The sequence below is a fragment of the Tetragenococcus solitarius NBRC 100494 genome (genome assembly GCF_001544195.1).
GTDB classification, from domain to species: Bacteria; Bacillota; Bacilli; order Lactobacillales; family Enterococcaceae; genus Tetragenococcus; species Tetragenococcus solitarius.
Map to the genome: position 1 here is coordinate 33,705 of NZ_BCPY01000004.1, position 25,338 is coordinate 59,042.

Annotated in this window: 26 protein-coding genes; 10 read left to right on the top strand and 16 right to left on the bottom strand. The window is 36.7% G+C overall.

Annotated elements, in window-relative coordinates:
• Positions 1–99: 99 nt before the first annotated feature.
• From mvk to fni, 4 genes are read left to right on the top strand one after another with little or no spacing between them, the layout of a single operon-like run.
• The gene (gene mvk / locus TS1_RS02285; RefSeq protein ID WP_068707408.1) at positions 100–1,032 is read left to right on the top strand and encodes a mevalonate kinase; all 933 of its coding nucleotides are present in this window, start codon (positions 100–102) and stop codon (positions 1,030–1,032) included.
• Positions 1,025–2,017 (top strand): diphosphomevalonate decarboxylase, encoded by a 993-nt coding sequence (mvaD, locus tag TS1_RS02290; protein ID WP_068707410.1) that lies wholly within the window; start codon positions 1,025–1,027, stop codon positions 2,015–2,017. The genes mvk and mvaD overlap by 8 nt, the downstream gene beginning before the upstream one ends.
• A complete protein-coding gene (locus tag TS1_RS02295; RefSeq protein ID WP_068707412.1) occupies positions 2,014–3,105 on the top strand; it encodes a phosphomevalonate kinase in 1,092 nt (363 codons plus the stop codon). Before mvaD ends, TS1_RS02295 begins: the two co-directional genes overlap by 4 nt.
• Positions 3,102–4,160 carry a type 2 isopentenyl-diphosphate Delta-isomerase gene (gene fni / locus TS1_RS02300; RefSeq protein WP_068707416.1) on the top strand — a complete coding sequence of 353 codons (1,059 nt, stop codon included), beginning with the start codon at positions 3,102–3,104 and terminating at the stop codon, positions 4,158–4,160. Before TS1_RS02295 ends, fni begins: the two co-directional genes overlap by 4 nt.
• 193 nt (positions 4,161–4,353) lie before the next feature.
• Here the strand turns inward: fni and yajC are convergent, their stop codons facing one another.
• Together yajC and tgt are read right to left on the bottom strand one after the other, a co-directional pair.
• Positions 4,354–4,731, bottom strand: a complete 378-nt coding sequence (gene yajC / locus TS1_RS02305; protein WP_068707418.1) for a preprotein translocase subunit YajC — start codon at positions 4,729–4,731, stop codon at positions 4,354–4,356.
• An 81-nt stretch (positions 4,732–4,812) separates the two neighbouring features.
• The gene (gene tgt / locus TS1_RS02310) at positions 4,813–5,958 is read right to left on the bottom strand and encodes a tRNA guanosine(34) transglycosylase Tgt (protein WP_068707420.1); all 1,146 of its coding nucleotides are present in this window, start codon (positions 5,956–5,958) and stop codon (positions 4,813–4,815) included.
• A 217-nt stretch (positions 5,959–6,175) separates the two neighbouring features.
• On the opposite strand from tgt, the gene TS1_RS02315 reads away from it, so the two are divergent.
• Positions 6,176–6,883, top strand: coding sequence for a DUF975 family protein (locus TS1_RS02315; protein WP_068707422.1), 708 nt, complete (start codon positions 6,176–6,178; stop codon positions 6,881–6,883).
• Between the two features lie 305 nt (positions 6,884–7,188).
• Here the strand turns inward: TS1_RS02315 and queA are convergent, their stop codons facing one another.
• Positions 7,189–8,220, bottom strand: coding sequence for a tRNA preQ1(34) S-adenosylmethionine ribosyltransferase-isomerase QueA (queA, locus tag TS1_RS02320; RefSeq protein WP_068707424.1), 1,032 nt, complete (start codon positions 8,218–8,220; stop codon positions 7,189–7,191).
• A 546-nt stretch (positions 8,221–8,766) separates the two neighbouring features.
• Between queA and TS1_RS02325 the strand changes: the two genes are divergently transcribed.
• The 4 genes from TS1_RS02325 to TS1_RS02340 are packed head-to-tail and all read left to right on the top strand — an operon-like array spanning position 8,767 to position 12,179.
• Entirely contained in the window at positions 8,767–9,939 is a 1,173-nt protein-coding gene (locus TS1_RS02325; RefSeq protein ID WP_068707426.1) for a betaine/proline/choline family ABC transporter ATP-binding protein, read from the top strand.
• A 3-nt stretch (positions 9,940–9,942) separates the two neighbouring features.
• A complete protein-coding gene (locus TS1_RS02330) occupies positions 9,943–10,584 on the top strand; it encodes an ABC transporter permease (RefSeq protein WP_068707427.1) in 642 nt (213 codons plus the stop codon).
• Positions 10,581–11,501, top strand: a complete 921-nt coding sequence (locus TS1_RS02335; RefSeq protein WP_068707429.1) for an osmoprotectant ABC transporter substrate-binding protein — start codon at positions 10,581–10,583, stop codon at positions 11,499–11,501. Before TS1_RS02330 ends, TS1_RS02335 begins: the two co-directional genes overlap by 4 nt.
• Positions 11,502–11,507: 6 nt before the next feature.
• Positions 11,508–12,179 carry an ABC transporter permease gene (locus TS1_RS02340; protein ID WP_068707431.1) on the top strand — a complete coding sequence of 224 codons (672 nt, stop codon included), beginning with the start codon at positions 11,508–11,510 and terminating at the stop codon, positions 12,177–12,179.
• Positions 12,180–12,258: 79 nt separating this feature from the next.
• Here the strand turns inward: TS1_RS02340 and proC are convergent, their stop codons facing one another.
• The 13 genes from proC to TS1_RS02410 form a co-directional block, all read right to left on the bottom strand.
• The gene (gene proC / locus TS1_RS02345; protein WP_083498229.1) at positions 12,259–13,071 is read right to left on the bottom strand and encodes a pyrroline-5-carboxylate reductase; all 813 of its coding nucleotides are present in this window, start codon (positions 13,069–13,071) and stop codon (positions 12,259–12,261) included.
• Positions 13,072–13,076: 5 nt separating this feature from the next.
• Complete coding sequence (locus TS1_RS02350; protein WP_068707433.1) at positions 13,077–13,367, bottom strand: hypothetical protein; 291 nt, start codon at positions 13,365–13,367, stop codon at positions 13,077–13,079.
• Positions 13,368–13,384: 17 nt separating this feature from the next.
• The gene (locus tag TS1_RS02355) at positions 13,385–13,756 is read right to left on the bottom strand and encodes a type II toxin-antitoxin system PemK/MazF family toxin (RefSeq protein WP_068707549.1); all 372 of its coding nucleotides are present in this window, start codon (positions 13,754–13,756) and stop codon (positions 13,385–13,387) included.
• Positions 13,757–13,761: 5 nt separating this feature from the next.
• Complete coding sequence (gene alr / locus TS1_RS02360) at positions 13,762–14,877, bottom strand: alanine racemase (protein WP_068707435.1); 1,116 nt, start codon at positions 14,875–14,877, stop codon at positions 13,762–13,764.
• Positions 14,878–14,898: 21 nt separating this feature from the next.
• A complete protein-coding gene (gene acpS, locus TS1_RS02365) occupies positions 14,899–15,252 on the bottom strand; it encodes a holo-ACP synthase (protein ID WP_068707437.1) in 354 nt (117 codons plus the stop codon).
• Between the two features lie 120 nt (positions 15,253–15,372).
• On the bottom strand, positions 15,373–16,887 hold the full coding sequence (gene cshA, locus TS1_RS02370) for a degradosome RNA helicase CshA (protein WP_068707439.1): 1,515 nt from the start codon (positions 16,885–16,887) through the stop codon (positions 15,373–15,375).
• A 336-nt stretch (positions 16,888–17,223) separates the two neighbouring features.
• Complete coding sequence (locus TS1_RS02380) at positions 17,224–18,567, bottom strand: UDP-N-acetylmuramoyl-tripeptide--D-alanyl-D-alanine ligase (protein ID WP_068707443.1); 1,344 nt, start codon at positions 18,565–18,567, stop codon at positions 17,224–17,226.
• A gap of 89 nt (positions 18,568–18,656) precedes the next feature.
• Complete coding sequence (locus TS1_RS02385; protein WP_068707446.1) at positions 18,657–19,721, bottom strand: D-alanine--D-alanine ligase; 1,065 nt, start codon at positions 19,719–19,721, stop codon at positions 18,657–18,659.
• A gap of 97 nt (positions 19,722–19,818) precedes the next feature.
• Positions 19,819–20,268 (bottom strand): YaiI/YqxD family protein, encoded by a 450-nt coding sequence (locus tag TS1_RS02390; protein WP_068707448.1) that lies wholly within the window; start codon positions 20,266–20,268, stop codon positions 19,819–19,821.
• Between the two features lie 207 nt (positions 20,269–20,475).
• Complete coding sequence (locus tag TS1_RS02395; RefSeq protein ID WP_068707450.1) at positions 20,476–21,681, bottom strand: SH3 domain-containing protein; 1,206 nt, start codon at positions 21,679–21,681, stop codon at positions 20,476–20,478.
• A 16-nt stretch (positions 21,682–21,697) separates the two neighbouring features.
• Positions 21,698–22,414: a TraX family protein gene (locus TS1_RS02400; protein WP_068707452.1), complete on the bottom strand. Its 717-nt coding sequence runs from the start codon at positions 22,412–22,414 to the stop codon at positions 21,698–21,700.
• Between the two features lie 583 nt (positions 22,415–22,997).
• Positions 22,998–23,624, bottom strand: a complete 627-nt coding sequence (gene udk / locus TS1_RS02405; RefSeq protein ID WP_068707454.1) for a uridine kinase — start codon at positions 23,622–23,624, stop codon at positions 22,998–23,000.
• Positions 23,625–23,676: 52 nt separating this feature from the next.
• Positions 23,677–24,363, bottom strand: coding sequence for a YjjG family noncanonical pyrimidine nucleotidase (locus tag TS1_RS02410; protein WP_068707456.1), 687 nt, complete (start codon positions 24,361–24,363; stop codon positions 23,677–23,679).
• A gap of 348 nt (positions 24,364–24,711) precedes the next feature.
• Between TS1_RS02410 and TS1_RS02415 the strand changes: the two genes are divergently transcribed.
• Complete coding sequence (locus TS1_RS02415) at positions 24,712–25,338, top strand: 50S ribosomal protein L25/general stress protein Ctc (RefSeq protein ID WP_068707458.1); 627 nt, start codon at positions 24,712–24,714, stop codon at positions 25,336–25,338.

The following is a 25,338-nucleotide window of genomic DNA, read 5'->3' on the forward strand; positions in this document are numbered from 1 at the left end:
TTTTTTTTCTTATAAAATGTTTTGAATACTTAACGAGAGCCTATTAATTTAGTAGAATACTTAAAGAGTGAAAAAAATGAAAACAGAAAGAGGTTTAACATGGTAGTTCAGGGAAATGGACAATCAAATGGGAAAATCATCTTAATCGGCGAACATTCTGCTGTGTATGGTAAACCTGCAATTGTTTTTCCTTTTAACGATACACAGGTTCAGGTCACTGTAAAAGCAGCCGAAAAAAATTTTTTAACTTCGCGTTATTATATAGGTGATTTACAAAATGCGCCTGAGCAACTAAAAAGTATTAAACAGCTTGCTTACAAATTACAAATTTATCTACATACACCTAATTTCCACTTAAATATCACTAGTACAATTCCTGTAGCAAGAGGAATGGGGTCAAGCGCGGCTGTTGCTATTGCGATCACACGTGCTTTTTTTGCTTGGAAAAAACAAGCTCTTGATCGACAAACTTTATTATTTTTTGCTGATTTTTCTGAAAAGATCGCTCATGGAAATCCAAGTGGCATGGACGCTGCTGCCGCTAGTGGTGATGAGCCCATTTTTTTTGAGCATAAGCAAATTGCAAATTTTCCGATGAATATTGATGCTTATTTACTTGTTGCTGATACAGGTGTTCTCGGACAAACACGAGCTGCCGTTAAATCTGTGGCACAACGTTTACAAACTTTCCAAAAAGAAACAAGCAGCATTATCCAAGAGTTGGGCTTACTAACAGGACAAGCCAAAGAAGCCATTATTACCAATCAACCAGAATATTTAGGAGAGGTAATGAATCAGGCACAAACTTGCTTAAAGACACTAACCGTCAGTAATCCATTATTGGATAATTTTATCCAATTTTCTTTAAAAAATGGCGCACTTGGTGCAAAATTAACTGGAGGCGGTCGCGGGGGCTGCTTTTTAGCGTTGACAAAGACTAAAGAGCAAGCTGAAGTATTAGCATGTCTTTTAAAAGAACGCGGCATAAAAGAGACTTGGATACAAGGATTAGGAGTTTACCAATATGCATAATGGAAAAGCTAGAGCATTTACCAACATCGCTCTGATTAAATATTGGGGTAAAAAAGATCAGCAACTAATTTTACCCATGAATAATAGTTTATCTTTAACATTAGACGCTTTTTACACTGAAACAAGTGTATCTTTTTCTAAAGATTATACAAAAGATACCTTTTATTTAGATGGTCAGCTACAAGATGAAAAAGCAACACAAAAGGTTCGTCATTTTCTAGATTTAGCCCGTAATCAAGCGGGAATCTTTAAATATGCTACTGTTTGTAGTCAAAATTTTGTTCCTACAGCTGCTGGCTTAGCTTCTTCTGCTAGCGGCCTAGCTGCCTTAGCAGGCGCATGTAACAATGCATTAAAGCTCGACCTTTCGCCTAAAGAACTCTCACGTTTAGCTAGAAAAGGTTCTGGCTCAGCTTGTAGAAGTATTTATGGAGGTTTTGTTGAATGGGAAAAAGGAAATTCTGACCAAACCTCTTTTGCTGTGCCAATAGCTTCTAATCATTGGGAAGATGAATTAGCAATGATTTTTATCCTGATTAACGATAAAACGAAAGAAGTCCCTAGCAGAAATGGGATGCAGCGAACAGTAGATACCTCCAGCTACTATGACAGCTGGGTAAAAAGCGCAGACCTAGATATCAAAAAAGCAAAAGATGCAATCACTAAGAATGATTTTCATGCTTTAGGAAAAGTCACAGAAAGCAACTGTTTAAAAATGCATGCCACTACTTTGGCAGCTTCTCCCCCTTTTACTTATTGGTCTCCTGGTAGCTTAAAGGCAATGAACAAAGTACAAGCGATGCGCCAAGCAGGACAAAATTGTTACTTTACCATGGACGCAGGACCGAATGTAAAAGTTCTTTGCCGGAAAAAAGAGGTAGAAGACATTTATCACGAACTACAAAAAGATTTTCCAGCTGAACAGCTCGTAATAGCTTATGCTGGAAAGGGGATTGAATCTTTAGAAATGGAAGTGGCAAAATGATTGAAGTATCCACACCAGGAAAGTTATATATTGCAGGTGAATATGCCGTTGTCGAACCCGGCCATCTTGCCGTTATTGCAGCTGTTGACCAATTTATTAACGTAACAATTGAAAGCGCCACTGAAAATGGCAGTATCCAATCACAGCAATATAGCGATTTACCCATACGTTGGACCAGAAGAAATGGCGAACTTGTCTTAGACCACCGTGAAAACCCCTTTCACTATATTTTAGCTGCCATTCGTCTAACAGAGCGTTATGCCAAAGAACAAGGAACTTTGTTAAGCTTTTATCATCTGAAAGTAACTAGCGAACTGGATAATTCTAGCGGTCGCAAGTACGGATTAGGCTCAAGTGGAGCTGTGACTGTGGGTACTGTTAAAGCCCTTAATTTATTTTATGACTTACAAATGGATCCATTAATGCAGTTTAAAATTGCTGCTTTAGCTCATTTAGCGGTCCAAGGGAATGGCTCTTGCGGTGATATTGCGGCGAGTTGTTTTGGAGGATGGCTTGCTTTTTCAACTTTTGATCATGAATGGGTAAAAAAAAGACAAGAAAAATGGTCCATTAGCGACTTATTACAAAGTGATTGGCCCAAACTTTCCATCCAACCTTTGCAGACACCCAAAAATATGCGTTTATTGATTGGTTGGACAGGCAGTCCAGCTTCTACATCAGATTTGGTCGATCAAGTAAAACAGTCGAAAGAAGATAAAAGTGTTACTCAAAAAGATTATGAGCATTTTTTAACAGATAGTAATCGTTGTGTAGAAGATTTAATTGATGGTTTTATGGCAAATAACGTCGTAAAAATAAAAAAAATGATTAAAAAAAATCGCCAGCTGTTACAAAATCTTGCTAAAGCAACAAATGTTGTTATTGAAACACCTGCATTAAAACAATTATGTGATTTAGCAGAAGATTGCGGGGGCGCAGCCAAGTCTTCTGGCGCAGGTGGTGGTGATTGCGGAATTGTTATTGCCGACCAAAAAACGGGCATACTGCCTTTAATGAGCAAATGGGAAAAAGCAGATATCATTCCTTTGCCTTTACATGTTTACCATTATCGAGGAGGAGCAAAATGAATCGAAAAGATGAGCACGTTTCACTTGCCAAAGCGTTTCACAAAGCACGTCCTAGCGATTTTGATGAGGTAACGCTTGTTCATCAATCGTTTACTTCAAATCGTTTTTATGACGTTTCTACTAAAACCCAATTGTTTAATCAGTCATTTTCTAGTCCATTTTTTATCAATGCTATGACTGGCGGTAGCCAGTGGACCAAAAAAATCAACCAGAAGCTAGCCATCGTTGCTAGAGAAACTGATCTGATGATGGCTACAGGATCCGTTTCCACTGCCTTAAAAAATCCTGAAGTAAAAGATTCTTTTACCATTGTTAGAAAAGAGTTCCCTGATGGTTTTTTACTGGCAAATGTAGGCGCTGGGACATCGCTTGAAAACGCACAACGTGCTATCGAACTTTTTCAAGCGGATGCTTTGCAAATTCATCTGAATACACCACAAGAACTTCTGATGCCAGAAGGAGATCGTGATTTCACCGATTGGCTTTTTTTGTTAGAAAAAATCGCAAAAAATAGCCCAGTGCCTGTCATTGTAAAAGAAGTGGGCTTTGGTATGACACGTGAAACGATTGCTCAAATATTAGCTACTGGCGTTAAAACAATCGACATTGCAGGCAGCAGTGGTACCAGCTTTACTCAAATTGAAAATGCACGAAGAAAAAAAAGAGAGTTTAATTACCTGGATCATTACGGTCAAACAACTGTGGAGTCCCTCCTAGAAGCCAATGAAGTATCGCAAAATTTTGATTTAATTGCCTCCGGAGGTATCAGAAATGCTTTTGACATCTTCAAGTCCCTTTGTTTTGGTGCTAAAACAGTAGGTATCTCAGCAACATTGTTAAATTATCTGCTAACAAATGACATTAAAGCTACGGTCGAACTGATTGAGCAATGGAAAAACGAATTACGGACACTTTATACTATGCATGGGGCTTTAAGTACTGCTGATTTAACCACAGTCCCTTTCATTCTATCTGGAAAACCTAAAAATTGGTGCCAAGCAAGAGATATCGATATAAGAAAATACAGTATGCGTAAAACTGCACAATCTGATTGATTATGCAGCTTTTTATTAAACAAAAAAAGCTGCGATATAAGTAAAGTCAAGACAAAAATATCCGAACTATATTTGATAAGATCCTCTCATCGTCGCGAATTTGTGACGAGGAATCTCTCTTATAGTTCGGATATTTTATTATTAAAGGAACTTATGTCATAGCCCCTTAATTTTCTCATTTACTTGTATAAAACTATTCTTGTGATTCGTCTTTGTCTTCTTGCGAACTATCATCAGCATTTCTATCTTCCATATCTTCAGAAGGTTCTGGTGAGTTATCCGTAGGAGGAACTGAACCACTTTGGGCTGTTTGTTCACTATAAGTTGGTTTTACTGTACGAATAGACGCACGATCAAATTCTAAGAAAATGCCTTCACAATCAAGAGTGACGGTTTTTTTATCGTCATCAATTTCTGAAACCACTCCATGCAAACCACCAATTGTTACTACTTGGTTGCCAGGACGCATGCTATCTAACACTTCTTGACGTTTTTTTTGCTGCTTCTTTTGCGAACGCTGCATAAAATACATCAAAATAATGATAGGTACCAGCATTATAAGTATTTCCATTCATTTTTCACCTCAGCTTTTATCGTTTCACTCTATACTGTATCAGAAGCTAGTATATTTCACTAGTATTTTTCTAGAAAGTTAGAAATTTTTTGCATTTTTTTCATTAAATCCATATTCTTCAAAGAAATGTTCACGAAATTCCAATAGATGATCCTCTTTTATTGCTTGACGTACTTGTTCCATTAAGTGCAGTAAGAAATACAGATTGTGATAAGTTGTCAGACGTATGCCAAAAGTTTCATCACATTTTAGTAAATGACGAACGTAAGCGCGTGTATAATTGCGACAAGTATAGCAATCACATTTTTCATCAATTGGTCGGAAGTCACGCGCAAATTTCGCATTTTTTACGACCAAGCGTCCTTTTGAGGTCATACACGTTCCATTACGAGCAATCCGAGTAGGCAATACACAATCAAACATATCAATGCCACGAATGGCGCCGTCAATCAAAGAATCAGCTGCCCCAACCCCCATTAAATAACGAGGCTTGTCTTCAGGAATCAAAGGTGTTGTATATTCTAACATCTGATTCATCTCAGCCTTAGATTCGCCGACCGAAAGCCCCCCAATTGAGTAGCCAGGAAAATCCATGCTTACTAAGTCTTTCGCACTTTGCTCACGTAAGTCTTTATAACCAGCACCCTGAACGATACCAAAAAGGGCTTGTCTTTCAGGATTGACATGAGCTTCTAAGCCTCTTTGTGCCCAACGTGTTGTACGCTCAATAGAATTTTTGACATAATCGTGACTTTCATAATAAGGCGGACATTCGTCCAGACTCATCATAATATCTGAGCCTAATTTATTTTGAATATCGATGGCCTTTTCTGGTGATAAAAACATTTTTGATCCATTAAGATGATTACGAAAATGTACACCAGCTTCTTCAATATTACGCATATCTGCTAAAGAGAATACTTGAAAGCCACCGGAATCAGTCAAAATAGGTTGGTCCCAATTCATAAATTTATGTAGGCCGCCTGCTTCTGCTACAAGATCTTCTCCAGGACGTAACCATAAGTGGTAGGTATTACTTAAAATAACGCCTGCGCCCATTTCTTTTAGTTCTTCTGGTGACATTGTTTTTACCGTAGCAAGTGTTCCTACTGGCATAAACATTGGCGTAGGAAAAGTACCGTGAGGAGTAATCAACTCACCTAAGCGTGCACCCGTATGTTTTTCTTTTTTAATTAATCGATATTGTACGGCGGGTTTTGTCATTATTTGCCCTGCTTTCTTATTTTTATAGATTAAGTGAAAGACCCATAACTTTCATGGTAAAAATTTTTACAAACCAACTTTTATCATAAAGGCAAAAAATAGTTTTTGCAATAGCCAAACTCCTTGGCACTTCTTAGTTTTGTTTTTAGGTCGGCTCTGTTATACTGACTATAAAATAACAATCAAATCACCATATACGTTTAAAAGGAGTTTATATATGAAATCAAATGCTGAACTACGTGCAGAAGCTAGACAAATGTTAAAAGGCCGCTGGAAAGAAAGTGTGTTAATGAACTTAGTTCCTGTCTTAATTATGATTGCCATTGCTGCGATTATCCTGATTCCTGTTCTCTTATTTTTTAGTCATAACCCGCAAATTCTAGAGGACACAAGTCCATACTACACCGATTATTCTACAGGCTCTAATGGTTCTAGTAGTGGATCCTCTGGCTTTATCTCGGGACTTATCTCAGCTTTTTTCACTGTGGCTATCGGTTGGACATTTTTAGATATCCTACGTGGTAAAAAAGAAATAATTCGTCCATTTAAAGATGTTTTTCGTACTTTCCGAGCTCCTTATGCTTTAGCAGTTCTTGTTATTTATCTATTAACTGCGATTTTTAAATTTTTGTGGACATTACTTTTTATTATCCCTGGAATTATTAAAAATTACTCCTATTCACAAAGTTACTTTATTTATTATGACACATATGAAGAAACCGGACAAACGCCACGTTATCTTGATTCAATTACCGCTAGTCGCCATTTAATGGATGGTTTCAAAGCAAAATTATTTTTCTTGGATTTGAGTTTTATTGGCTGGCATGTTCTTTCTTTTCTTACTCTTGGTATCGGATATTTGTGGTTAATGCCTTACATCTATGCGACAAAAGCCGCTTTTTATAATAATTTACCTAAAGATTAACGAGTTTTTACATTTAAAATTTATAGAGGAGTTTCAATTTTTTGGACAACATTTTTTACAAAGTGTTGTCCTATTTTTATTGATTGAATATTATAAAGCAAAAACGCTATTCATTCGATAACTGAATGAATAACATAAGTCCGAAACGATGTTCATTCGTCGTCTGAATGAACATTAAAAAATAAAAACGTTATTCATTCGGTAGCTGAATGTGTAACATAATTTGAATACATTATTCGTTCAGCAATAAAAAACCAAACATCCCCTTCTATTTAATATATAGAAGAGCAATGTTTGGTTTCAAATTATTTAATAAACATCGCATCGCCAAAACTAAAGAAACGATACCGTTCTTCTACCGCATGTTTATAAGCATTTAAGATATTATCTCTACCAGCAAAGGCACTGACCATCATGACAAGTGTGGACTTAGGCAGGTGAAAATTAGTAGAAAAAGCATCCACAACTTTATACTGATACCCGGGCGTGATAAAGATATCTGTCCAGCCGCTATCCGCTTTAATCTCACCGTCAAATTTCGTTCCGATCGTTTCCAGTGTACGAATCGTTGTGGTTCCTACAGCCACAATTCTTCCGCCCTTATTTTTCACTTGATTTAAACGATCCGCTGAATCTTTTGTCAAACGATAAAATTCACTATGCATATCATGATCTTCAATGTTTTCTACACTCACAGGACGGAAAGTTCCTAAACCGACATGTAAGGTTAGATAAACTAATTCAATCCCTTTTTCCTGAATCTTGTTCAACAGTTCTTCGGTAAAATGCAGACCTGCGGTTGGTGCTGCGGCTGATCCGTTTTCTTTGGCATAAACCGTCTGATAACGTTCTGGATCATCTAGTTTCTTTTTGATGTAAGGAGGTAAAGGCATCTCACCAAGAGACTCTAAAATTTCTAAAAAGATTCCTTCATAGCTAAAACGAATCATCCGACCTCCATGGTCCAGTTCCTCTTCGACAACGGCTTTTAGGCGACCATCGCCAAAACTAATCTGTGTCCCTACTTTTGCACGTTTGGCTGGTTTTACGAGTGTTTCCCAAAGGTCTCCTTCCGGATTATTTAATAGTAACACTTCCAAATGTCCACCTGTGTCTTCTTTTTCCCCATATAAACGAGCAGGCAAAACACGAGTATTGTTCATCACTAAAGCATCCCCAGGATTTAATTCGTCAATAATGTCATAAAAATGTTTATCTTGAGTTTTCCCAGTTTTTGAGTCTAATACCAGTAAGCGAGAACTTGCTCGATCGGTTAATGGCGTTTGTGCGATTAATTCTTCCGGTAAATCAAAATCGAAATCTTCTGTAGTTAACATTATTTTCACTCTTTTCTAAACAATCTGTTACATATTTTAGCACTTTTTTCTATCATATCAAAGGTGGCTGACTTGTCTAAAAAAGTTGTGTTATAATAAAGCTATAAAACTATATTATAACAAAATCAAAACGATTTAAAAATAGAGCAAGATATTTATTCGTCTCAAAAGTTTTATCCTGATATTGACCTATCTTTCACTCTTTAATGGTATTAAATCAAAAGCGATATTAAACATCCCAAAGGAGGTGAGTTCAGCTGACAAAGAATTTGTTGTCCGCTTTTATTTATGATAGCTCATTTGTTAAAGATAAGAAGAATACAATTGTTTGAATTATCAAAATTATGCATATTTGCTTACAATATATAAGCAATAGATAAACGATATGTTCTTTTCTCTTGATATTTGTTCGTGAATTGTTCTTATAAAAACCTTTATTACAGCTGAATGTTTGTTTTTTGAGATTAACTGTTGTATTTTCTTCACTTTTTATGCATACTATATATTATAGACGTAGCAAATAAAAAAAGTTTGAGGGTGGAAAATTTGATTGAATTTCAAGATGTATCAAAAATCTACAAAGGCGGCAAAAAAGCCGTTGACGATATCTCTTTTACTGTTGAAACAGGGGAAATGATTTGTTTGATTGGTACAAGTGGAAGTGGAAAAACAACGTCTATGCGCATGATCAATCGTATGACTGATCCTACTAAAGGAAAAATTTTAATTGACGGTCAAGATATTACCGATATTAATCCTGTAGAATTGCGACGCAGGATCGGCTACGTCATTCAAAATATCGGGTTAATGCCACATATGACAATTCGGGATAACATCACCATTGTACCTAAGCTACTAAAGACGCCACAAGAAGAACGTAACAAGACTGCAAAACGTTTAATTAAATTAGTCGAGTTGCCAGAAGAAATGTTAGATCGTTACCCTAATGAATTATCTGGTGGGCAACAACAAAGAATTGGTGTAATTAGAGCGCTCGCAGCAGATCAAGACATCATTTTGATGGATGAGCCGTTTGGTGCTCTAGACCCTATTACTCGTGATTCCTTACAAGACTTGGTTAAGGATTTGAACAAACGTCTACAAAAAACGATTATTTTTGTAACACATGATATGGACGAGGCTTTAAAATTAGCCGATCATGTGGCAATTATGAGCGAAGGGAAAGTCATCCAATATGATACGCCGGAAAATATTTTACAACATCCTGCAAATGAATTTGTAGAAGAATTACTAGGCGAAGATCGCTTAATGCAAGCACGTCCTGATAATACCTTAGTAAAAGATGTGATGACAACAGCCGTCACTATCACTTCAGAAAAATCATTACAAGAAGCAATCACTTTAATGCGCGAAAAACGAGTGGATACCTTACTTGTAACAGATAATCGTAAGATCTTAAAAGGATTTATCGATATCGAAACAATTAATCGACGAAATGATCATACAACTAGCGTAGGCGATATCATAAAAACAGATGTTTCCTCCGTAAAAGAAGACACGCTCTTACGTAATACTTTACAGCGTATCTTAAAACGCGGGTTAAAATATGTGCCCGTTGTTGATAATAACCAACGTGTTGTCGGCATCTTAACACGAGCTTCATTGGTTGATATTATCTATGATGTATTATGGGGAGAAGAGCAATCGATTAGAGATGCTGTCGAGTCATTTAAGCCAGAAGAAACAGAGGAGGTCTAAATTATGCAAGCCTTCTTTTCAGAGTATGGATCTCAGTTAGCAAGTAATTTATTTGAACATATTATCATTTCATCTATTGCACTGCTTTTAGGTGCTTTAGTTGCCATTCCATTAGGTGTTTTACTAACAAGGACAGATCGTTTTGCTGGTATTGTCATCAGCACTGCGAGTGCTTTACAAACAATTCCTGCCTTAGCTCTTCTTACCTTGATGATTCCATTTCTTGGTGTTGGAAGAACGCCTGCGATCATTGCGCTCTTTATTTATTCCTTGTTACCGATTTTACGTAATACCTATATTGGTATGAAAAATGTCGATCCAAATTATATCGATGTAGCTAAAGGCATGGGTATGACAAATTTCCAGTCCATTATAAGTGTCGAATTACCCATTTCGGTACCCACGATAATGGCCGGCGTACGTTTAGCCGCTACCTACGTTATCGCTTGGGCAACATTAGCTTCTTATATTGGCGCTGGAGGTTTAGGTGTTTTGATTTTTAGTGGTCTGGATAATTATCAGCCAGAACTTATTATTGGTGGTACCGTTCCTGCTATTTTACTAGCAATAATCGTGGATTACTTGTTAGAAAAATTAGAAACATTCCTTACTCCAATTTCCTTAAGGGGGGGAAGTGAGCAATGAAAAAAATAAAAAATTTGATTTTATTTTTAGGTGGACTACTTTTACTGGCTGGTTGTTCTTTTCCTGGCTTAGCTTCCAATCAATCAGAAGATACAGTGGCAATTACTGGTGGTATCACTACTGAATCACAAATTTTAGCAAGTATGGTCGCCGATATGGTTGAACATTATACTGATAAACAAACAACTATTATCAATAACTTAGGAACAACCAACATTAATCATGAAGCAATGATGAATGGCGATGCAGATATCTCGTCTACCCGCTATACTGGAACAGACGTTGCTTCAACATTACTTTTACCACCAGAAAAAGATCCAGCTAAAGCGTTAAAACTTGTCCAAAAAGAATTTAAAGAAAGATACAACCAAGACTGGCTAGCTTCATATGGTTTTGACAATACTTATGTTTTCTTAGTGCGTAAAGACACAGCTGAAAAATACAACTTAAAAACAGTCAGCGATCTTAAAGATGTTGCTGGTGAGTTAAAAGTGGGAGCTGACCGAGCGTGGATGACGCGCGAAGGTGATGGCTACCCAGGATTTACAAAAGAGTATGGATTTAAATTTGATTCCATTTATCCGATGCAAATTGGTTTAGTTTATGACGCTGTAGCAGCTCACCGTATGGATGTCGTACTAGGTTATTCAACAGATGGCCGAATTGCAAGTTATGATCTTGTCATGTTGGAAGATGATCGACAATATTTCCCACCGTATGATGCATCTCCTATTATAAATGACGAATTAGCCCAAAGAGACCCAGAAGTAAAAGATGCTCTTGGTCGGCTTGCTGGAAAGATTGATACAGAAACCATGCAGAAACTAAACTATCAATCAGACAATAACTTAGTCGAACCATCGATTGTAGCTGAACGTTTCTTAGAACAACACAATTATTTTGAAGATGAGGAGTGATGGAAAATGGATATGAGTCAAATGAACTTAGTGCAGCAATTTATTTATTACTTTCAAGAAAATGGAAGTTACGTTTTCTCTCAATTTGTTCGTCACTTCTTAATCTCAATTTATGGAGTGATATTTGCTGCGATAATTGGTATTCCAATCGGAATTATCATTGCAAGACGTACCACTTTAGCTAGCTGGGTCGTTCGAGTTGCCAATATTATTCAAACAGTTCCTCAATTAGCTATGGTGTCTATCTTGATGTTTGCTTTTGGTCTAGGTGTCAACGTCGTCATCATTACCGTATTTCTATATTCTTTATTACCGATTATAAAAAATACGTATACAGGAATGACGCAAGTAGATAAAAACGTCCTAGATGTCGGAAAAGGTATGGGAATGACCGCATGGCAACGCCTCTTTATGATTGAATTGCCTTTAGCCATTTCTGTTATTATGGCGGGATTAAGAAATGCTCTAGTGGTGGCCATTGGAATTACTGCGATTGGTACCTTTGTAGGCGCTGGTGGCCTAGGAGATATTATTGTCCGCGGAACCAATGCTACTGATGGTGCTGCGATTATTTTAGCCGGAGCTTTACCGACTGCTCTAATGTCAATTTTAACAGACTGGCTATTAGGAATGATCGAACAACGTTTAGACCCATCCAGTCGTACTAGCAAAAGTTAAATACGATTTTAAAAGCAAGTAAGCAAAAAATGGACGTTACACATATTTTCTTTACGGAAAACTGTGTAACGTCCTATTTTTATTTTTCTTCGCTCATCTGACGATTTTTTTGGGCAGCAGCTTCAACTGCCTTTATCACACTTGCACGAAAATTACTCATTTCTAGAGATTGAACAGCTGCAATGGTGGTTCCCTTAGGAGAAGTTACCATATCTTTTAGTTCAGCTGGATGTTTTCCAGTTTCTTCTACCATTTTAGCTGCCCCTAACACTGCTTGGGCTGCAAATTCATATGCATCATTTCGCGATAAACCTTGCGCAACAGCACCATCAGCCAACGCTTCAATAAACAAGTAAACATAGGCCGGTGCCGAACCAGAAACGCCTACAACTGCATCAATAAGCTGTTCAGAAACAACTTTGGCTTTCCCAAATTTGTTAAAGACCTCTAGCACAAGCTGTACTTCTTCTTTAGTAGTAAGATTATTGGGCGAAATAGATGACATTGCCTGATTAACCATTGCCGGTGTATTGGGTATAGCTCGAATAATTTTATGTGGTCCTGTTAAGTCTGTAATTTGCCTGATACTTATGCCAGCAGCCAGTGAAACAAGTACATGTTCTTCTCGTAAATACTTTTTCACTTGAGGAAGGATTTGTGTTAACACTGCTGGTTTCACTGCTAAAATAACTAAATCGCTTTTTTCAAATAAATCTTTCTCATTTAAAATCGGCTGAATACCGTATTCCTCTTCAAGCTTTTGCAAAGTAGGTTCATAGCGATGATTATAAACATAAATTTCTTCTTTTTTATAAAACCCTGAACTAATAAGGCCAGCAATAATAGCCTGCGCCATGTTTCCTGCTCCGTAAAAACTAATCGTATGTGTCACTTTCTTCACTCCTTTGTTTTAAACGATAATACTTTTCCTTCTTCAGCATGTAAATACCCTCTTTGTGGTACTTGTAAACGTAAATATAATGAAAAATCTAGTTCGAGGATAATTTCTTTTTCTCCTTGCTGAAAAATCCCATAAAATTTTCCTAAATCTTCCGCCTTTTTCTTTGTCACTAGTAAATAATAGCCGCGAATTATTTGCTTGTTTGCTTTAAGTAAAAATCGTTGAATCTTTTTATAAATAAACAACAATAATAGACCCACTGTGAGAGTGACAACAAGATAACCCAAGTTTTCACCTGCTTTTTTTATGTACTGAGCCCTTTTTCATTCACAACAACGTCGATGCCCACACTGATTTTTAATGCTTCATTGGCCTTTTCCATCGTTTCCTCTTCTAATACACAGACTCTTTCCTTGAGCCGTGTTTTATCAATCGTTCGAATCTGCTCTAGTAAAATTACCGAGTCTTTATCTAACCCTTTGGGCGTTTTCTCAATATCAATGTGTGTAGGTAATTTTGATTTTTCCATTTTTGCTGTTACAGCAGCGACAATGACAGTCGGGCTAAAATAATTTCCCAAATCATTGGAAATAACTAGAACAGGACGGACACCTCCTTGTTCAGAACCTACAATTGGAGATAAATCTGCATAATAAATCTCTCCTCGTTTTATCATAGACATCATCTCTTTCCTACATATTCTCTTGGTACACGTCTTGAAATTAAGCAAGCCACTTCATAATTAATCGTGCCTTCATATGTAGCGACATCTTGCAAAGTAATTTCTTTTGTCCCTTGTTTTCCGACTAAAGTCACTTTCGTACCTTCTGCTATTTTCCTTGGTAAACGTACCATAATTTGATCCATACAGACACGACCAACAACTTCACAAGCTTCTTCTTCTATTAGTACATGAAATCCTTGCATTCTGCGAGTATACCCATCTGCGTAACCAATTGGTATGGTAGCAATCCATTCCTCTTGGCTTGTCTCATAAGTTTTCCCATAACCAATCCCGTACCCCTTAGGCAGCTTTTTGGTTTGCACAATTTCAGACACTAAAGAAAGAGCTGGTTGTAAGGGATAAGTTGGCTTAAGAGCAGTTCCTGACGGATTCAAGCCATACATTGCTATGCCTAAACGTACCATATTACCGACATCGTGATGCCACATTGCAGTTGCACTATTAGCAGTATGAATATATTTAGGCTGGTAAGGTAATGATGCTAATATCTCATTGAAACATTGACTTTGCGCCTGAAAATATTGTGTATCCGCTTGGTCAGCTGTGGAAAAGTGAGTGAAAATTCCTTCCCAATGGAAATGTTCATTTTTTTCAATCACTTTTATCGCTTGGTTCACTTCTTCAGAGCTTAAAAAACCGATCCGTCCCATGCCAGTATCAGCCTTTATATGTATACGAAGCACTAAAGATGTATTTGCTAAGTAACTAGCAGCTTCTTTTAACCAACTGATTTCGGCTACGGGTACAGATAGATTATAAACAGCCGCTAATTTTGCATCTGCTGGCGCGATAAGTCCTAAAATAAGGATTGGTTGTGTAAACCCACTATGTCGCAGCTCCAGTGCCTCATCAAGGGTAGCAGTGCAAAGGCCTTGTACTCCTGCTTGTAAAGCAGCTTTGGCCACAGGGATTGCTCCGTGTCCATAACCATCTGCTTTAACCACGGCAAAAATTTCCTTGTCTGCATGTCGCTTTTTTTCTTGCGCTATGTTTTGTCGAATCGCATCCAAATCAACCACAGCTTTTGTTGGACGATGATACGAAGTAGTCAATACCTTTTCCTTCTTTCTATCCTATCTCTCCAAAATAATTTGTGCTAAAGCCAGCTCATCTGTATGAGTAATGGAGACAAATACTTTCCCTTTTTCAAAGGGGGAAGCAGTCACCATGGGGGCTCCAACTGAGTTAGGCAAAATTTCAATTTCTTGAAAGGAAACCTTCCCTATGCCTGTTCCCCAAGCTTTTGAGAAAGCCTCTTTGCAGGCATAACGGCCACCTAAAAACTCAACCTGACGCTTAACACTTAGTTGTGAAAATATTTCTTCTTCCTTTTTCGTTAGAATACGATTGATTAGTTTTGGCTTTTTGTTAATCATCGTTTGAATACGAACTAATTCAACAGCGTCTAACCCGATACCATAAATCATCTTATTTACTCTTTTCTTAGAATTTACACTTATTTTATCAAATTTTTTTGAAAAACTATAGAAAATTTGTGCCAAAACAAAAAAATGATTGAGAAATTTAAATTTCTCAATCATTTTTGCTTAGCTTTTGCCATTTCGGATAACAAAATCTTGTTTCTTTTCATTTCCCCGACGGCTTTTCTTAGAATAGCTATTTTTGTTGCCTTGGTTGTTATTATTCTTTTTATGGTAATCTTTGTTGCTCTTGCGCCGATTTCCATTATTATTACGGTCCCGTGAATAATTCTTACGACGTCCTTTATTTTGCTTACCTTTAGGCAATGGACGTTCTGGTGTAATTTTAACCGGTACTAGATCAGCTGGATCTTTGGCTAAGGTTTTCAACAACAAGGCAGCTAAATCTTGAGCTGAATAACGCTCTAACAATTGTTCAGCATCTTTTGCGTATTTATCCAAACCATTTTCAGCCATTTTTTCATCGATCAAATCAACTGCTTGTGTGATTTGGCCTTTCAAAGCTTCCTTATCAGAAGGTGGACGCATTGGCGTCATACGTTTTTTCGTCAAATTTTCGATTACATGCAGATAGTTCATTTCATTTGGTGTGACAAAAGTAACTGATATCCCACTTTTCCCAGCGCGTCCTGTCCGTCCGATACGATGAACATAACTTTCTGGATCTTGCGGAATATCGTAATTATATACGTGGGTTACACCAGAAATATCCAACCCTCTAGCTGCAACATCGGTAGCAACTAAGATATCTAATTGACCATTTTTAAATGAACGCAAAACACTCATTCGTTTTTGTTGAGAAAGGTCACCATGGATTCCTTCTGCTTTATAGCCACGTGCTTCCAAGCCGTGGGCTATTTCATCAACGCGACGCTTTGTACGACCAAAAATAAGCGTTAATTCTGGTAATTGGACATCGAAAAGACGAGTCATAATATCAAATTTCTCATAGTCTTTTGCCCGCACATAATATTGATCAATCGAATCGGCCGTCATTTCTTTCGCTTTGATTCGAACATGATGCGGATCTTCCATAAATTTCACACCAATATTTTTGATTTCCTTAGGCATAGTGGCTGAAAATAATAAAGTTTGCCGTTTTTCAGGGACTTGGGCAATAATTTTTTCGATATCTTCTAAAAAGCCCATATTTAGCATTTCATCCGCTTCATCTAGCACTAATGTTTCCACCGTAGCTAGCTTCAATGTTCGACGATTAATATGGTCAAGCATGCGACCCGGCGTTCCTACAACAATTTGTGGATTATCCTTTAATTGGCGGATTTGCCGTCCAATATCAGCACCACCATAAACGGCTTGCACACGAATTTTTTTCTCTTTACCTAACCGGAACAGTTCTTCTTGTGTTTGAATCGCTAATTCACGTGTTGGTGAAATGACTAATCCTTGAATCTGTTTTTTCTTAGGATCAATTTTATCTAACATTGGCAAGCCAAAGGCAGCTGTTTTCCCCGTTCCTGTTTGCGCTTGTCCAATAACATCTTTTCCTTCCATCGCTAATGGAATGGTTTCTTCTTGAATCGGTGTTGCTTCTTCAAACCCGATTTTTTGTACAGCATCTAATAAATCCTGCGACAAATTTAATTCTTTAAATTTCAAATAATTCTCCCCTTTAAAAATATGAGAAATAAATTTTCTCATTTTTATGAAGCGTCAAATTTTTTCTGCGATAATTTAACTTTTGTCCCTGAATAAAAAGTTAAAAGTATCGTTTCTACCGAAAAACCGCTTCTTGAAGGCATTAGAAAAGGCTAGGACAAAACCCGTTCTTTTTTTGTCTTAGCCTCATTTGAATTTATTCTGACGAATTTTACTATTTTCGAACCTATAAAAAGGTAGCGTTGTTTATCAGTTATTTCAATATATACTTCATCTTTCGGCACATTCACTATTATAGCACAGTTTGAAACTTTCAGCAAGTTTGCAAATCTCATTTCATTCTTCTTGTAAGGCGCTAATCACTTCGGATAATCCCATACCATTACTTCCTTTTAAAAGCACAGAGTCTTGTGGCTTTATATCCTTTTTGACCGCCTCTATTAATTCTTGTTTATGATCTTTATTAAAATAATAAACCTGTTTATAATTATCTTTTAAAGCTAGGTACAAGTTTTTCATTTCTGAACCAAATAAATAGACTTCTGCAAAGCGGTTATCAATATGCTGTGCCATCTGGATGTGCATCTGTTTTGACTCTTTTCCTAGTTCAAGCATATCTGCCAACACTAAAATTTTTCTGCCAGTCAGTGGTAATTCAGCAAAACTATCTAATACCAACCCCATTGCAGTAGGATTTGCGTTATAGACATCGCTCAAAATATCCGCCCCATTATAAGCCTTACTCCACTGAGTACGGTCTTTGGTCAGCTGAAAGTTTTTTAAGCCCATTGCAATCTCTTGGTCGTCTAAGCCAAAGTAACGACCGAAACTATAGGCAACTAAAGCATTTTTTACATTATAGCTGCCAATGACTGGAATCAAAAACTTCTGTTTTCCGATGATAAATTCAGTGCTGTTTTTGCTAACGTTTAACACTTGAGCTTGTACCATTCCCTCTGTTAAACCAAAAGTAACCACCTTTTGTTCTAGAGGACGAGTAAGTGGTCGCAATAGAGGTTCATCTGCAGGAATAAATAAAATTCCCTCTTTTTTTAGTCCTGCTGTAATTTCCATTTTACCTTGAGCAATCCCTTGCCTTGAGCCTAAGTTTTCAATGTGGGCTTCGCCAATTAAAGTAATCGCTGCTGCGTCTGGCTTTCCAATATGAGAAAGTCGTGTTAAATCTCCCGCATGATCCATCCCCATTTCCAGTATTAAAACTTCGGTTGTTTCAGGCATGTGTAAGATGGTATAAGGAAGTCCTAAATCATTATTATAGTTTCCTTGCGTTTTATACGTTTGATATTTTTGTGCCAAAACGGCTTCTGTCATATCTTTAGTCGTTGTTTTTCCATTACTTCCTGTAATTGCCACCACTTTAGGGGCAACTTTTTGCCGATAGAAACTCGCTAATTGCTGAAAAGCCTTGATAGTATCTGCGACAGGAAAAACAAATAAATCTTTGGGAGCTTCAGACAAATTTTTACTCCAAAGTGTTGCTACTGCGCCGTTTTCTTTTGCTTGACTGATAAATTCGTGTCCATCTCGCCTTCCTTTTAACGGAACAAAAAGACCTCCATCAGTGATTTTTCTGCTATCAAATTCGATATTTGTAATCGTTTGTTCGCTCTTTTGTCCTGTTCCTAAAACTTCTGCAATTTCTTTAATCGTTAAACTCATATTCTCTCCTTGGGTTATTTCGCATTTTTTGCATTTATAAATACAAAAAACAAGGCACTACAAACTATCTGTACGCCTTGTTTTGTTTTTTATTCGCTTACGTCTACACGCAATTTTTTCTTTTGATTGTACTGATTCAAGCCAAGTTGAATCAGTTCTTCGATCAAATCTCCGTAAGGTAATCCCGTTTTTTCCCATAAAGAAGGGTACATACTAAATTGGGTAAAACCAGGCATCGTATTTAATTCGTTTAAAAATAATTCGTTTTTATTCGTTAAGAAGAAATCACAACGACTCAAACCTCTACCGCCTAAAGTTGTGTAAGCTATTGTGGCATATTCACGCGCCTTTTGTTGAACTTCTTCAGGAATCTGTGCTGGAATCTGCATTTTAATATTATTATCAATATATTTTGAATTATAGTCATAGAAGGCAACTTCTTTGACTATTTCACCTGGCAAAGTTGTCCGCACGTCCTCGTTACCTAAAATAGCAACTTCAATTTCACGCGCTTCAATACTTTGTTCAATGACTACGCGCGAGTCATATCGATAAGCTTCAATCAATGCCTCTTGTAGTTCTTTTCGATCGTTAGCTTTGGTTATCCCTACGCTAGAACCCATATTTGCGGGTTTTACAAACATTGGATAAAGTAAGGTCCCTTCGCACTGCTCAAAAATCTTTTTCGGATTTTCTTTCCACTGACTTTTCAGCACAGGAACATAAGGAACTTGTGGGATATCGACTGCGTGCAATATATACTTCGTCATGATTTTGTCCATACTGCTTGCACTAGTCATTACCCCCGCTCCCACATACGGCATATCAATCGTTTCAAGAAAGCCCTGAATTGTTCCGTCTTCCCCATTTGGGCCATGAAGAATCGGCAACACAATAGCATCGTCTTCTTTTATATGACAAGGCTGAATCACTTGATCTGTGTCGTTTGCATCTTGCCAATGAAGATGAAGTACTTCTTCTGATTCTGGTTTTTCTTTAAGCAAGGGACCTTTGATCCATTGTCCATCTCTTGTAATATAAACTAACTGAACTTGGTAGTAATTATAATAAACTGCATTTAGTACAGAAAAAGCCGAAAGAATCGACACATCGTGTTCTGCACTTTGTCCTCCATATAATAAAATAATTTTCAAAGCTTTTCCTCCTGTACTTGAGTATCACTTTTCGTTTATTTCTCATACATTTTAGCACAAAAAATCACTAGCGAACATATTTTTTTGTTACACTCTTTTACCCATCACTTTCTTCTAGAACCTTATCCAGCGTTGCAAAAAAATTTTCACGGTCTTTTTTAGTAAAAGACTTAGGCCCCTTTGTCTTTTTTCCCGCTTTACGCATTTGAGCGCTCATATAGCGTTTATTTAATAAAATATCAATCGTCTCTTTTTTGTATTCTTGACCCGAATGGTGAAATACCCGAGCTCCCTTGGGGAGAGCTAACGAAGCTAGTCCATAGTCTTGTGTAATCAAAATATCTCCTGACTTAAGCAACTTTACAATCTCATAGTCGGCTCGGTCCATCCCTTTGTCTACATAAATAAAATGCACAAAAGCTGGCTCTTGTTTATGTGTATAATGGTCAATACTCGTAACAATTAAGACAGACAGTTGGTACTTTTCACCAAGGGAAATAACCTCTTCTTTTACCGGAGAACCGTCGCCATCAATAATTAAACGCACTCTTATCGCTTCCCTTTAATCTCATTATAAAAATAACCCTCTTAAAACTATTATACCCGAAATTTTTTAATTGTTGTGTTTTTTACTTTCTCTTTTGTATTCAGTAAAATAAGTAAAAAGCAGCTACCAATGACACTTTTGACAGCTGCTTTTTTATCGCTTATAACAATTCATTACATCCACCAAGTACGGATAACGTCCGTTTTTCTAAGGTGCGCTACTTTTTACCTCAATCATCTTAAATTCCCCGTTACTTTTATGGTCCTCAATCTCTTTTCTAGCTTCTAAATCATTAAAATGCCACCATTCAGAAGCCAACGGTGTCATTCCAGCTTGTACAAAATACGCTTGTAAATCAAGTGCTGGTTTATTCATTTCAGGCCTTAATTGCGCTTTTTTCCAAGCATCTGAGTCAACCGCGGTCACAGGAGAGGTATAAACCGCTGACGCTGAACTCAGTTCATGAATAGGCGTTGGCATCTGGTATTCAGTATAATCTTGTACAATATCTACTGAATAATTCCCGTAAAAAGCGGTTTTTTTCGCATCAACTTGCGCTAAGCTAACATCGATTGCAAACCCCATTTGATGATTCGACACCTCATCATTAATGAACCAAAACATTTCCCATGGCGCAGTATCAGCGCCTTCTTTAACTTTTTCGTTTTCATCGGCCAATTTTTTCAATTGACGATATATTTTTTCTTGGACATCATAAGGTCGAAATGTCTCATAAATAAGCAACGTCTCATTATTTTCGAGAGCTTGTGTTTGAGCCTCATAAATCTTTTTTGCCGTGGTATACAAAACAGGGATGATAAATTCCTCTTTTCCTAATCTTTCATTATTGATTTTACCATCGTACAGTGCTTTTTTTGTCACTTCAGGAATCTCAATACCAGAAGAACGATAACGTGACGAATAAGTATTGGTATTATTATAAACGGCAGAAGATAAGACATCAGGTAAATTAATAAAAGCATAACGATGTTCAAGCCAACCCTTGCCTTCTTCGTATTCGACTTCCCACCAATCATCTTTTTCTTGTAAAATTTTAAATGCCGTACCCGGCGTAAGCGTCTTTTGTGTCTTTGCCTCCGGATCAGCCTGGCTTCTTACCGGTAAATCGATGGGAGCATATCCTGTTGCATTTTCAATAGGTAAATCAAAAGTGCCTTCGTAAGGATTCTCCTCAGCTGGTTCAGTTTCCTGCTTTGAATCATGAGTTGTTTTCTCCGTAGAAGGACTATTAGTTGAATGACTTTTTGGCTTTGAAGTTTCATGAACGGCGGTTGAACTCGCCGTTTGATGGATAGGGGAAGATTTTAGCTGTGTAAACATAACAAAGCTCACAGCTGTAACCACTAACAGTAACAATAGTATTGTCAAAATTAACTTTCTGCTTTTTTTCATATGTTATCTCCCCCCTTCAAAAAATAAAATACCTTAAAACATATAAAACTAGAAGATGCCCCGGATAAATAATATAAAATGACCACTTCATTAAAAATGATCTTTTCCCTAATGTCCCGTCATAACTAGTTAATAGCGGAATAGCTAATAAGATGCCAAGACGAAAAATAGATAGATTATCCGCAAACGAAAAACCTGGTAAAATATAAAAAATAAACCCAACTAACATAAAACTTAATATTTGTAGCTTAAAGTTTTTTCTAAATATACCGAAAAATAAAATCCATAATACACTAATATAATTCCAATCAGCTGTCCAAGACAGTAAGCAACAAATAAATATAAATAAAAACTTCAAGCCTAGAGGCATCACTTTTGATTGACTAATAGATAAAGCAAGCATTCCCATACATAGTCCCCAAACAATGCTCGTTGCTTGAAAAGAGGTCAAATTAAAATAAAGAATATAAGGATAGTGGGAAATTAAAGCAAAAATAAATAACCTTTTTAAATACCTTTTCTTATTAGAAATATGGAAATACCCTTCTGAAATCAAGTAACACATAATAGGCGCTGCAACTCTACCAAACATTCGCAAGATAACGTAAGATATAGAATGGCTAGAAACCAGCCAAAAAGTAGTATGGTCAACAATCATAGCTGTTATCGCTATAATTTTTAATGTGTTCGAGTTTAACGAAGGTATAAACAACGGCTTAGTTGTAAATTCCAAATAGACCTTCCTTTCTTATCTCCTATTCTTGACTCGAATAATACCCCTTGTTTTCAAGCTACTTTTACACAGATAAAAAATTTTTTCATAAACCTTTAAAAGAAGAGCTAATATAACATTAATTTTAAAGATAACGTAACATACGATATTTCCTTTTTAATATTAAATATTTTTATCAAATTATTAAGTTTGTAACAGTCTTTTTAGTTAAATTTTATTACAAATGTTATTTATTGGCTTATTAGCATAGAATTCCTCTTATCATTTCCTTATAAATAGTAGGTCTGTAATAAGATTTTTTTAAGTAGCGAAAAAGTTTTTTTGTTTATATGTTCGTGTTCACCATTTCTACTGACCTATTTACTTTATAAAAAAGACGGTTGTTTAGGCTAACCTAAACAACCGTCTTTTACCAGTACTAATTTTAGTAGGAAATGTTTGTTCACAAAACATTTGCCCGGCATCCTGCAAATCCGGCAGGTGAGTAAATACTCTTATACCGCTGTTTGAGTTGCCGACAATGTCGGCTTCTCGGCTCATCGCATAAATATAGTTTATCATAAAAAAACGGGAATCACTAGAATTAACTTCCTAAAATTGTGCTAATTTTAGTATTTATTAAATCAATGGCTACATGATTTTGACCACCTTCAGGAACGACCACATCTGCATAACGCTTCGTCGGTTCCACAAATTGATGATACATTGGTTTAACTACAGTTAAATACTGGTTAATTACCGAGTCAAGTGTACGTCCTCTTTCCTCTATATCTCGTTTAATACGTCGGATAATTCGTATATCATCGTCGGTATCTACATAAACTTTTATATCCATCATATTACGCAATCGTTCATCGGCTAAAATTAAGATTCCTTCTAAAATAATAACTTCTTTAGGCTCCTGCACTTCTATTTTATTACTACGTGTATGAGCCACGTAATCATAAACAGGCTTTTGGACAGTTTCATAACGCAATAACTTATTTAAATGTTCGATTAATAAATCAGTGTCAAAAGCAAAGGGATGATCATAGTTGGTCTTTAGCCTTTCTTCAAAGGGCAGGTGACTTTGATCCTTATAATAAGAATCATGTTCAAGCATCATGATGGAATGGTTAAAGAAACGGTCTAAGATTGCATGACTGACACTTGTTTTCCCGCTGCCCGACCCGCCTGTCACACCAATAATAATCGGTTTATGCTTTTCCATCCTTTTTCCTTCTTTCATTTTTATCCTAAAAAAATAGTACAAATCACCTACTTTAACTAGCTAAAATATCATAAATATCTTCTAAACGTGAAATTTGAAAGGTTGGCTTTATTCTAACATCTATTGTAGATGCAGCGGGGTTAAACCATATAGTGTCGATTCCTGCGTTTTTTCCACCTTGAATATCTGATGTCAAAGAATCCCCAATGATTACCGTCTTTTCTTTTTGTAGATGAGGCACTTTGGCAAAGACATAATCGAAAAACTCAACCATAGGTTTTTGAAAACCTGCCTGTTCAGAAATGAAAATATCCTTAAAATAAGGGAACAGACCGGCATCAGTCAAACGCTGAAGCTGAGTATTTGCTAAGCCATTTGTTACCACATACAAGTCCGCTTTCGTCGATAGATCTCGAATAATTTCTAGACTATTCTCTATTCTTTTATGTCCTTGATTTAAAAATTGACGATATTTCTGTTCGGTTTTTACACTATCAACTTTTTTACCTAGCTGTTCAAAAAAGGGCCCAAACCGACCATTGACCACTTCATCAGAAGTCAAATTCCCCTTCTCATGTTCACGCCAACGGTTTTGGTTCATTGTTTTATACAAAGCTTCGTTTTCTGATGTCAGTGGTACACCTAGCTCATTAAATAAAGCGTTAAGCGCTTGTTGCTGTGCATCATGAAAGTCTAGTAATGTATTATCCACATCAAATAATAAATTTTTATAGCGCATGTGATATACTCCTTATTCTTTACTGAAGAATATCGTACCTTAATTGTGAAATAAGGTCAATAAAACATACGAGAGCTTTCTTATGAAAAATTTGTCAAAACATTCCCTCATTATTTGACTTATCCATGTTTTTCTTTTAAAGTAATAAGGTAAAGTAAATAGAGTTTCTCACTACACACAGCGTTAAGACCTGGTGGAGAAAGTTATTGTGGAGTATTAAAGGGGCAGCTGTGTATTCAGCTGCCCTTTTTTGCATAACTTATCGATCATGGATTATCATCTTTGTATTCGAGTAACCAATATTTGCTTAAAATATTGTTTAACACAAAATTTAGGAGGAAATAAGTTATGGCAGTTTCATTAGAAGTAGAAAAAAGAGCTGTACGCCCACGCTCAATCAGAAACAAATTGCGTCACGAAGGGAGAGTACCCGCAGTTATCAATGGTTACCAAATTGAAAGTACGCCTATCTCTGTAGACGCTCAAGAACTAGACAGAGTTTTACGTGAAAATGGTCTAAACTCAGTTATTACTATGCAAATTGATGGTAAAAAAGTAAATACTTTGGTTCAAAATTATTCAGCAGATACCTTTACACAACATATCATTCATGTTGAGTTCTTATCTGTAAACATGACTGAAGAACAAGAAGTAGAAGCAGAAATCGTACTTGTTGGTGAATCAAGCGGGGTTAAAGCCGGCGGGGTTCTTACCCAAACATTATATAATGCGACTGTTTCAGCTACACCAGATAAATTACCTGATTCTATCGAAGTAGATGTTTCTGAGCTAGAAATCGGTGATTCTGTTAACATTAGTGATATTCCAGTATCAAAAGATTACACTATTGTAAATGATCCAGAAGAACAAGTAGCAGCTGTTAACGAACCAGAAGCTGAAGAAGAGCCAGAAGAAGAAACAGAAGAAGCACAACCAGAAGTAATTGGTGAAACTGATGAAGATTCAGAAGAATAA

Excerpts from the sequence above, each read along its gene's own strand:
- fni (WP_068707416.1), top strand. The coding sequence starts at position 3,102 with ATGAATCGAAAAGATGAGCACGTTTCACTTGCCAAAGCGTTTCACAAA.
- yajC (WP_068707418.1), bottom strand. The coding sequence starts at position 4,731 with ATGGAAATACTTATAATGCTGGTACCTATCATTATTTTGATGTATTTT.
- TS1_RS02410 (WP_068707456.1), bottom strand. The coding sequence starts at position 24,363 with ATGCGCTATAAAAATTTATTATTTGATGTGGATAATACATTACTAGAC.
- TS1_RS02295 (WP_068707412.1), top strand. The coding sequence starts at position 2,014 with ATGATTGAAGTATCCACACCAGGAAAGTTATATATTGCAGGTGAATAT.
- mvaD (WP_068707410.1), top strand. The coding sequence starts at position 1,025 with ATGCATAATGGAAAAGCTAGAGCATTTACCAACATCGCTCTGATTAAA.
- acpS (WP_068707437.1), bottom strand. The coding sequence starts at position 15,252 with ATGATTTATGGTATCGGGTTAGACGCTGTTGAATTAGTTCGTATTCAA.
- mvk (WP_068707408.1), top strand. The coding sequence starts at position 100 with ATGGTAGTTCAGGGAAATGGACAATCAAATGGGAAAATCATCTTAATC.
- TS1_RS02330 (WP_068707427.1), top strand. The coding sequence starts at position 9,943 with ATGCAAGCCTTCTTTTCAGAGTATGGATCTCAGTTAGCAAGTAATTTA.
- TS1_RS02335 (WP_068707429.1), top strand. The coding sequence starts at position 10,581 with ATGAAAAAAATAAAAAATTTGATTTTATTTTTAGGTGGACTACTTTTA.
- udk (WP_068707454.1), bottom strand. The coding sequence starts at position 23,624 with ATGGAAAAGCATAAACCGATTATTATTGGTGTGACAGGCGGGTCGGGC.
- TS1_RS02415 (WP_068707458.1), top strand. The coding sequence starts at position 24,712 with ATGGCAGTTTCATTAGAAGTAGAAAAAAGAGCTGTACGCCCACGCTCA.
- tgt (WP_068707420.1), bottom strand. The coding sequence starts at position 5,958 with ATGACAAAACCCGCCGTACAATATCGATTAATTAAAAAAGAAAAACAT.
- TS1_RS02315 (WP_068707422.1), top strand. The coding sequence starts at position 6,176 with ATGAAATCAAATGCTGAACTACGTGCAGAAGCTAGACAAATGTTAAAA.
- TS1_RS02395 (WP_068707450.1), bottom strand. The coding sequence starts at position 21,681 with ATGAAAAAAAGCAGAAAGTTAATTTTGACAATACTATTGTTACTGTTA.
- TS1_RS02355 (WP_068707549.1), bottom strand. The coding sequence starts at position 13,756 with ATGATAAAACGAGGAGAGATTTATTATGCAGATTTATCTCCAATTGTA.
- TS1_RS02340 (WP_068707431.1), top strand. The coding sequence starts at position 11,508 with ATGGATATGAGTCAAATGAACTTAGTGCAGCAATTTATTTATTACTTT.
- TS1_RS02380 (WP_068707443.1), bottom strand. The coding sequence starts at position 18,567 with ATGAGTTTAACGATTAAAGAAATTGCAGAAGTTTTAGGAACAGGACAA.
- queA (WP_068707424.1), bottom strand. The coding sequence starts at position 8,220 with ATGTTAACTACAGAAGATTTCGATTTTGATTTACCGGAAGAATTAATC.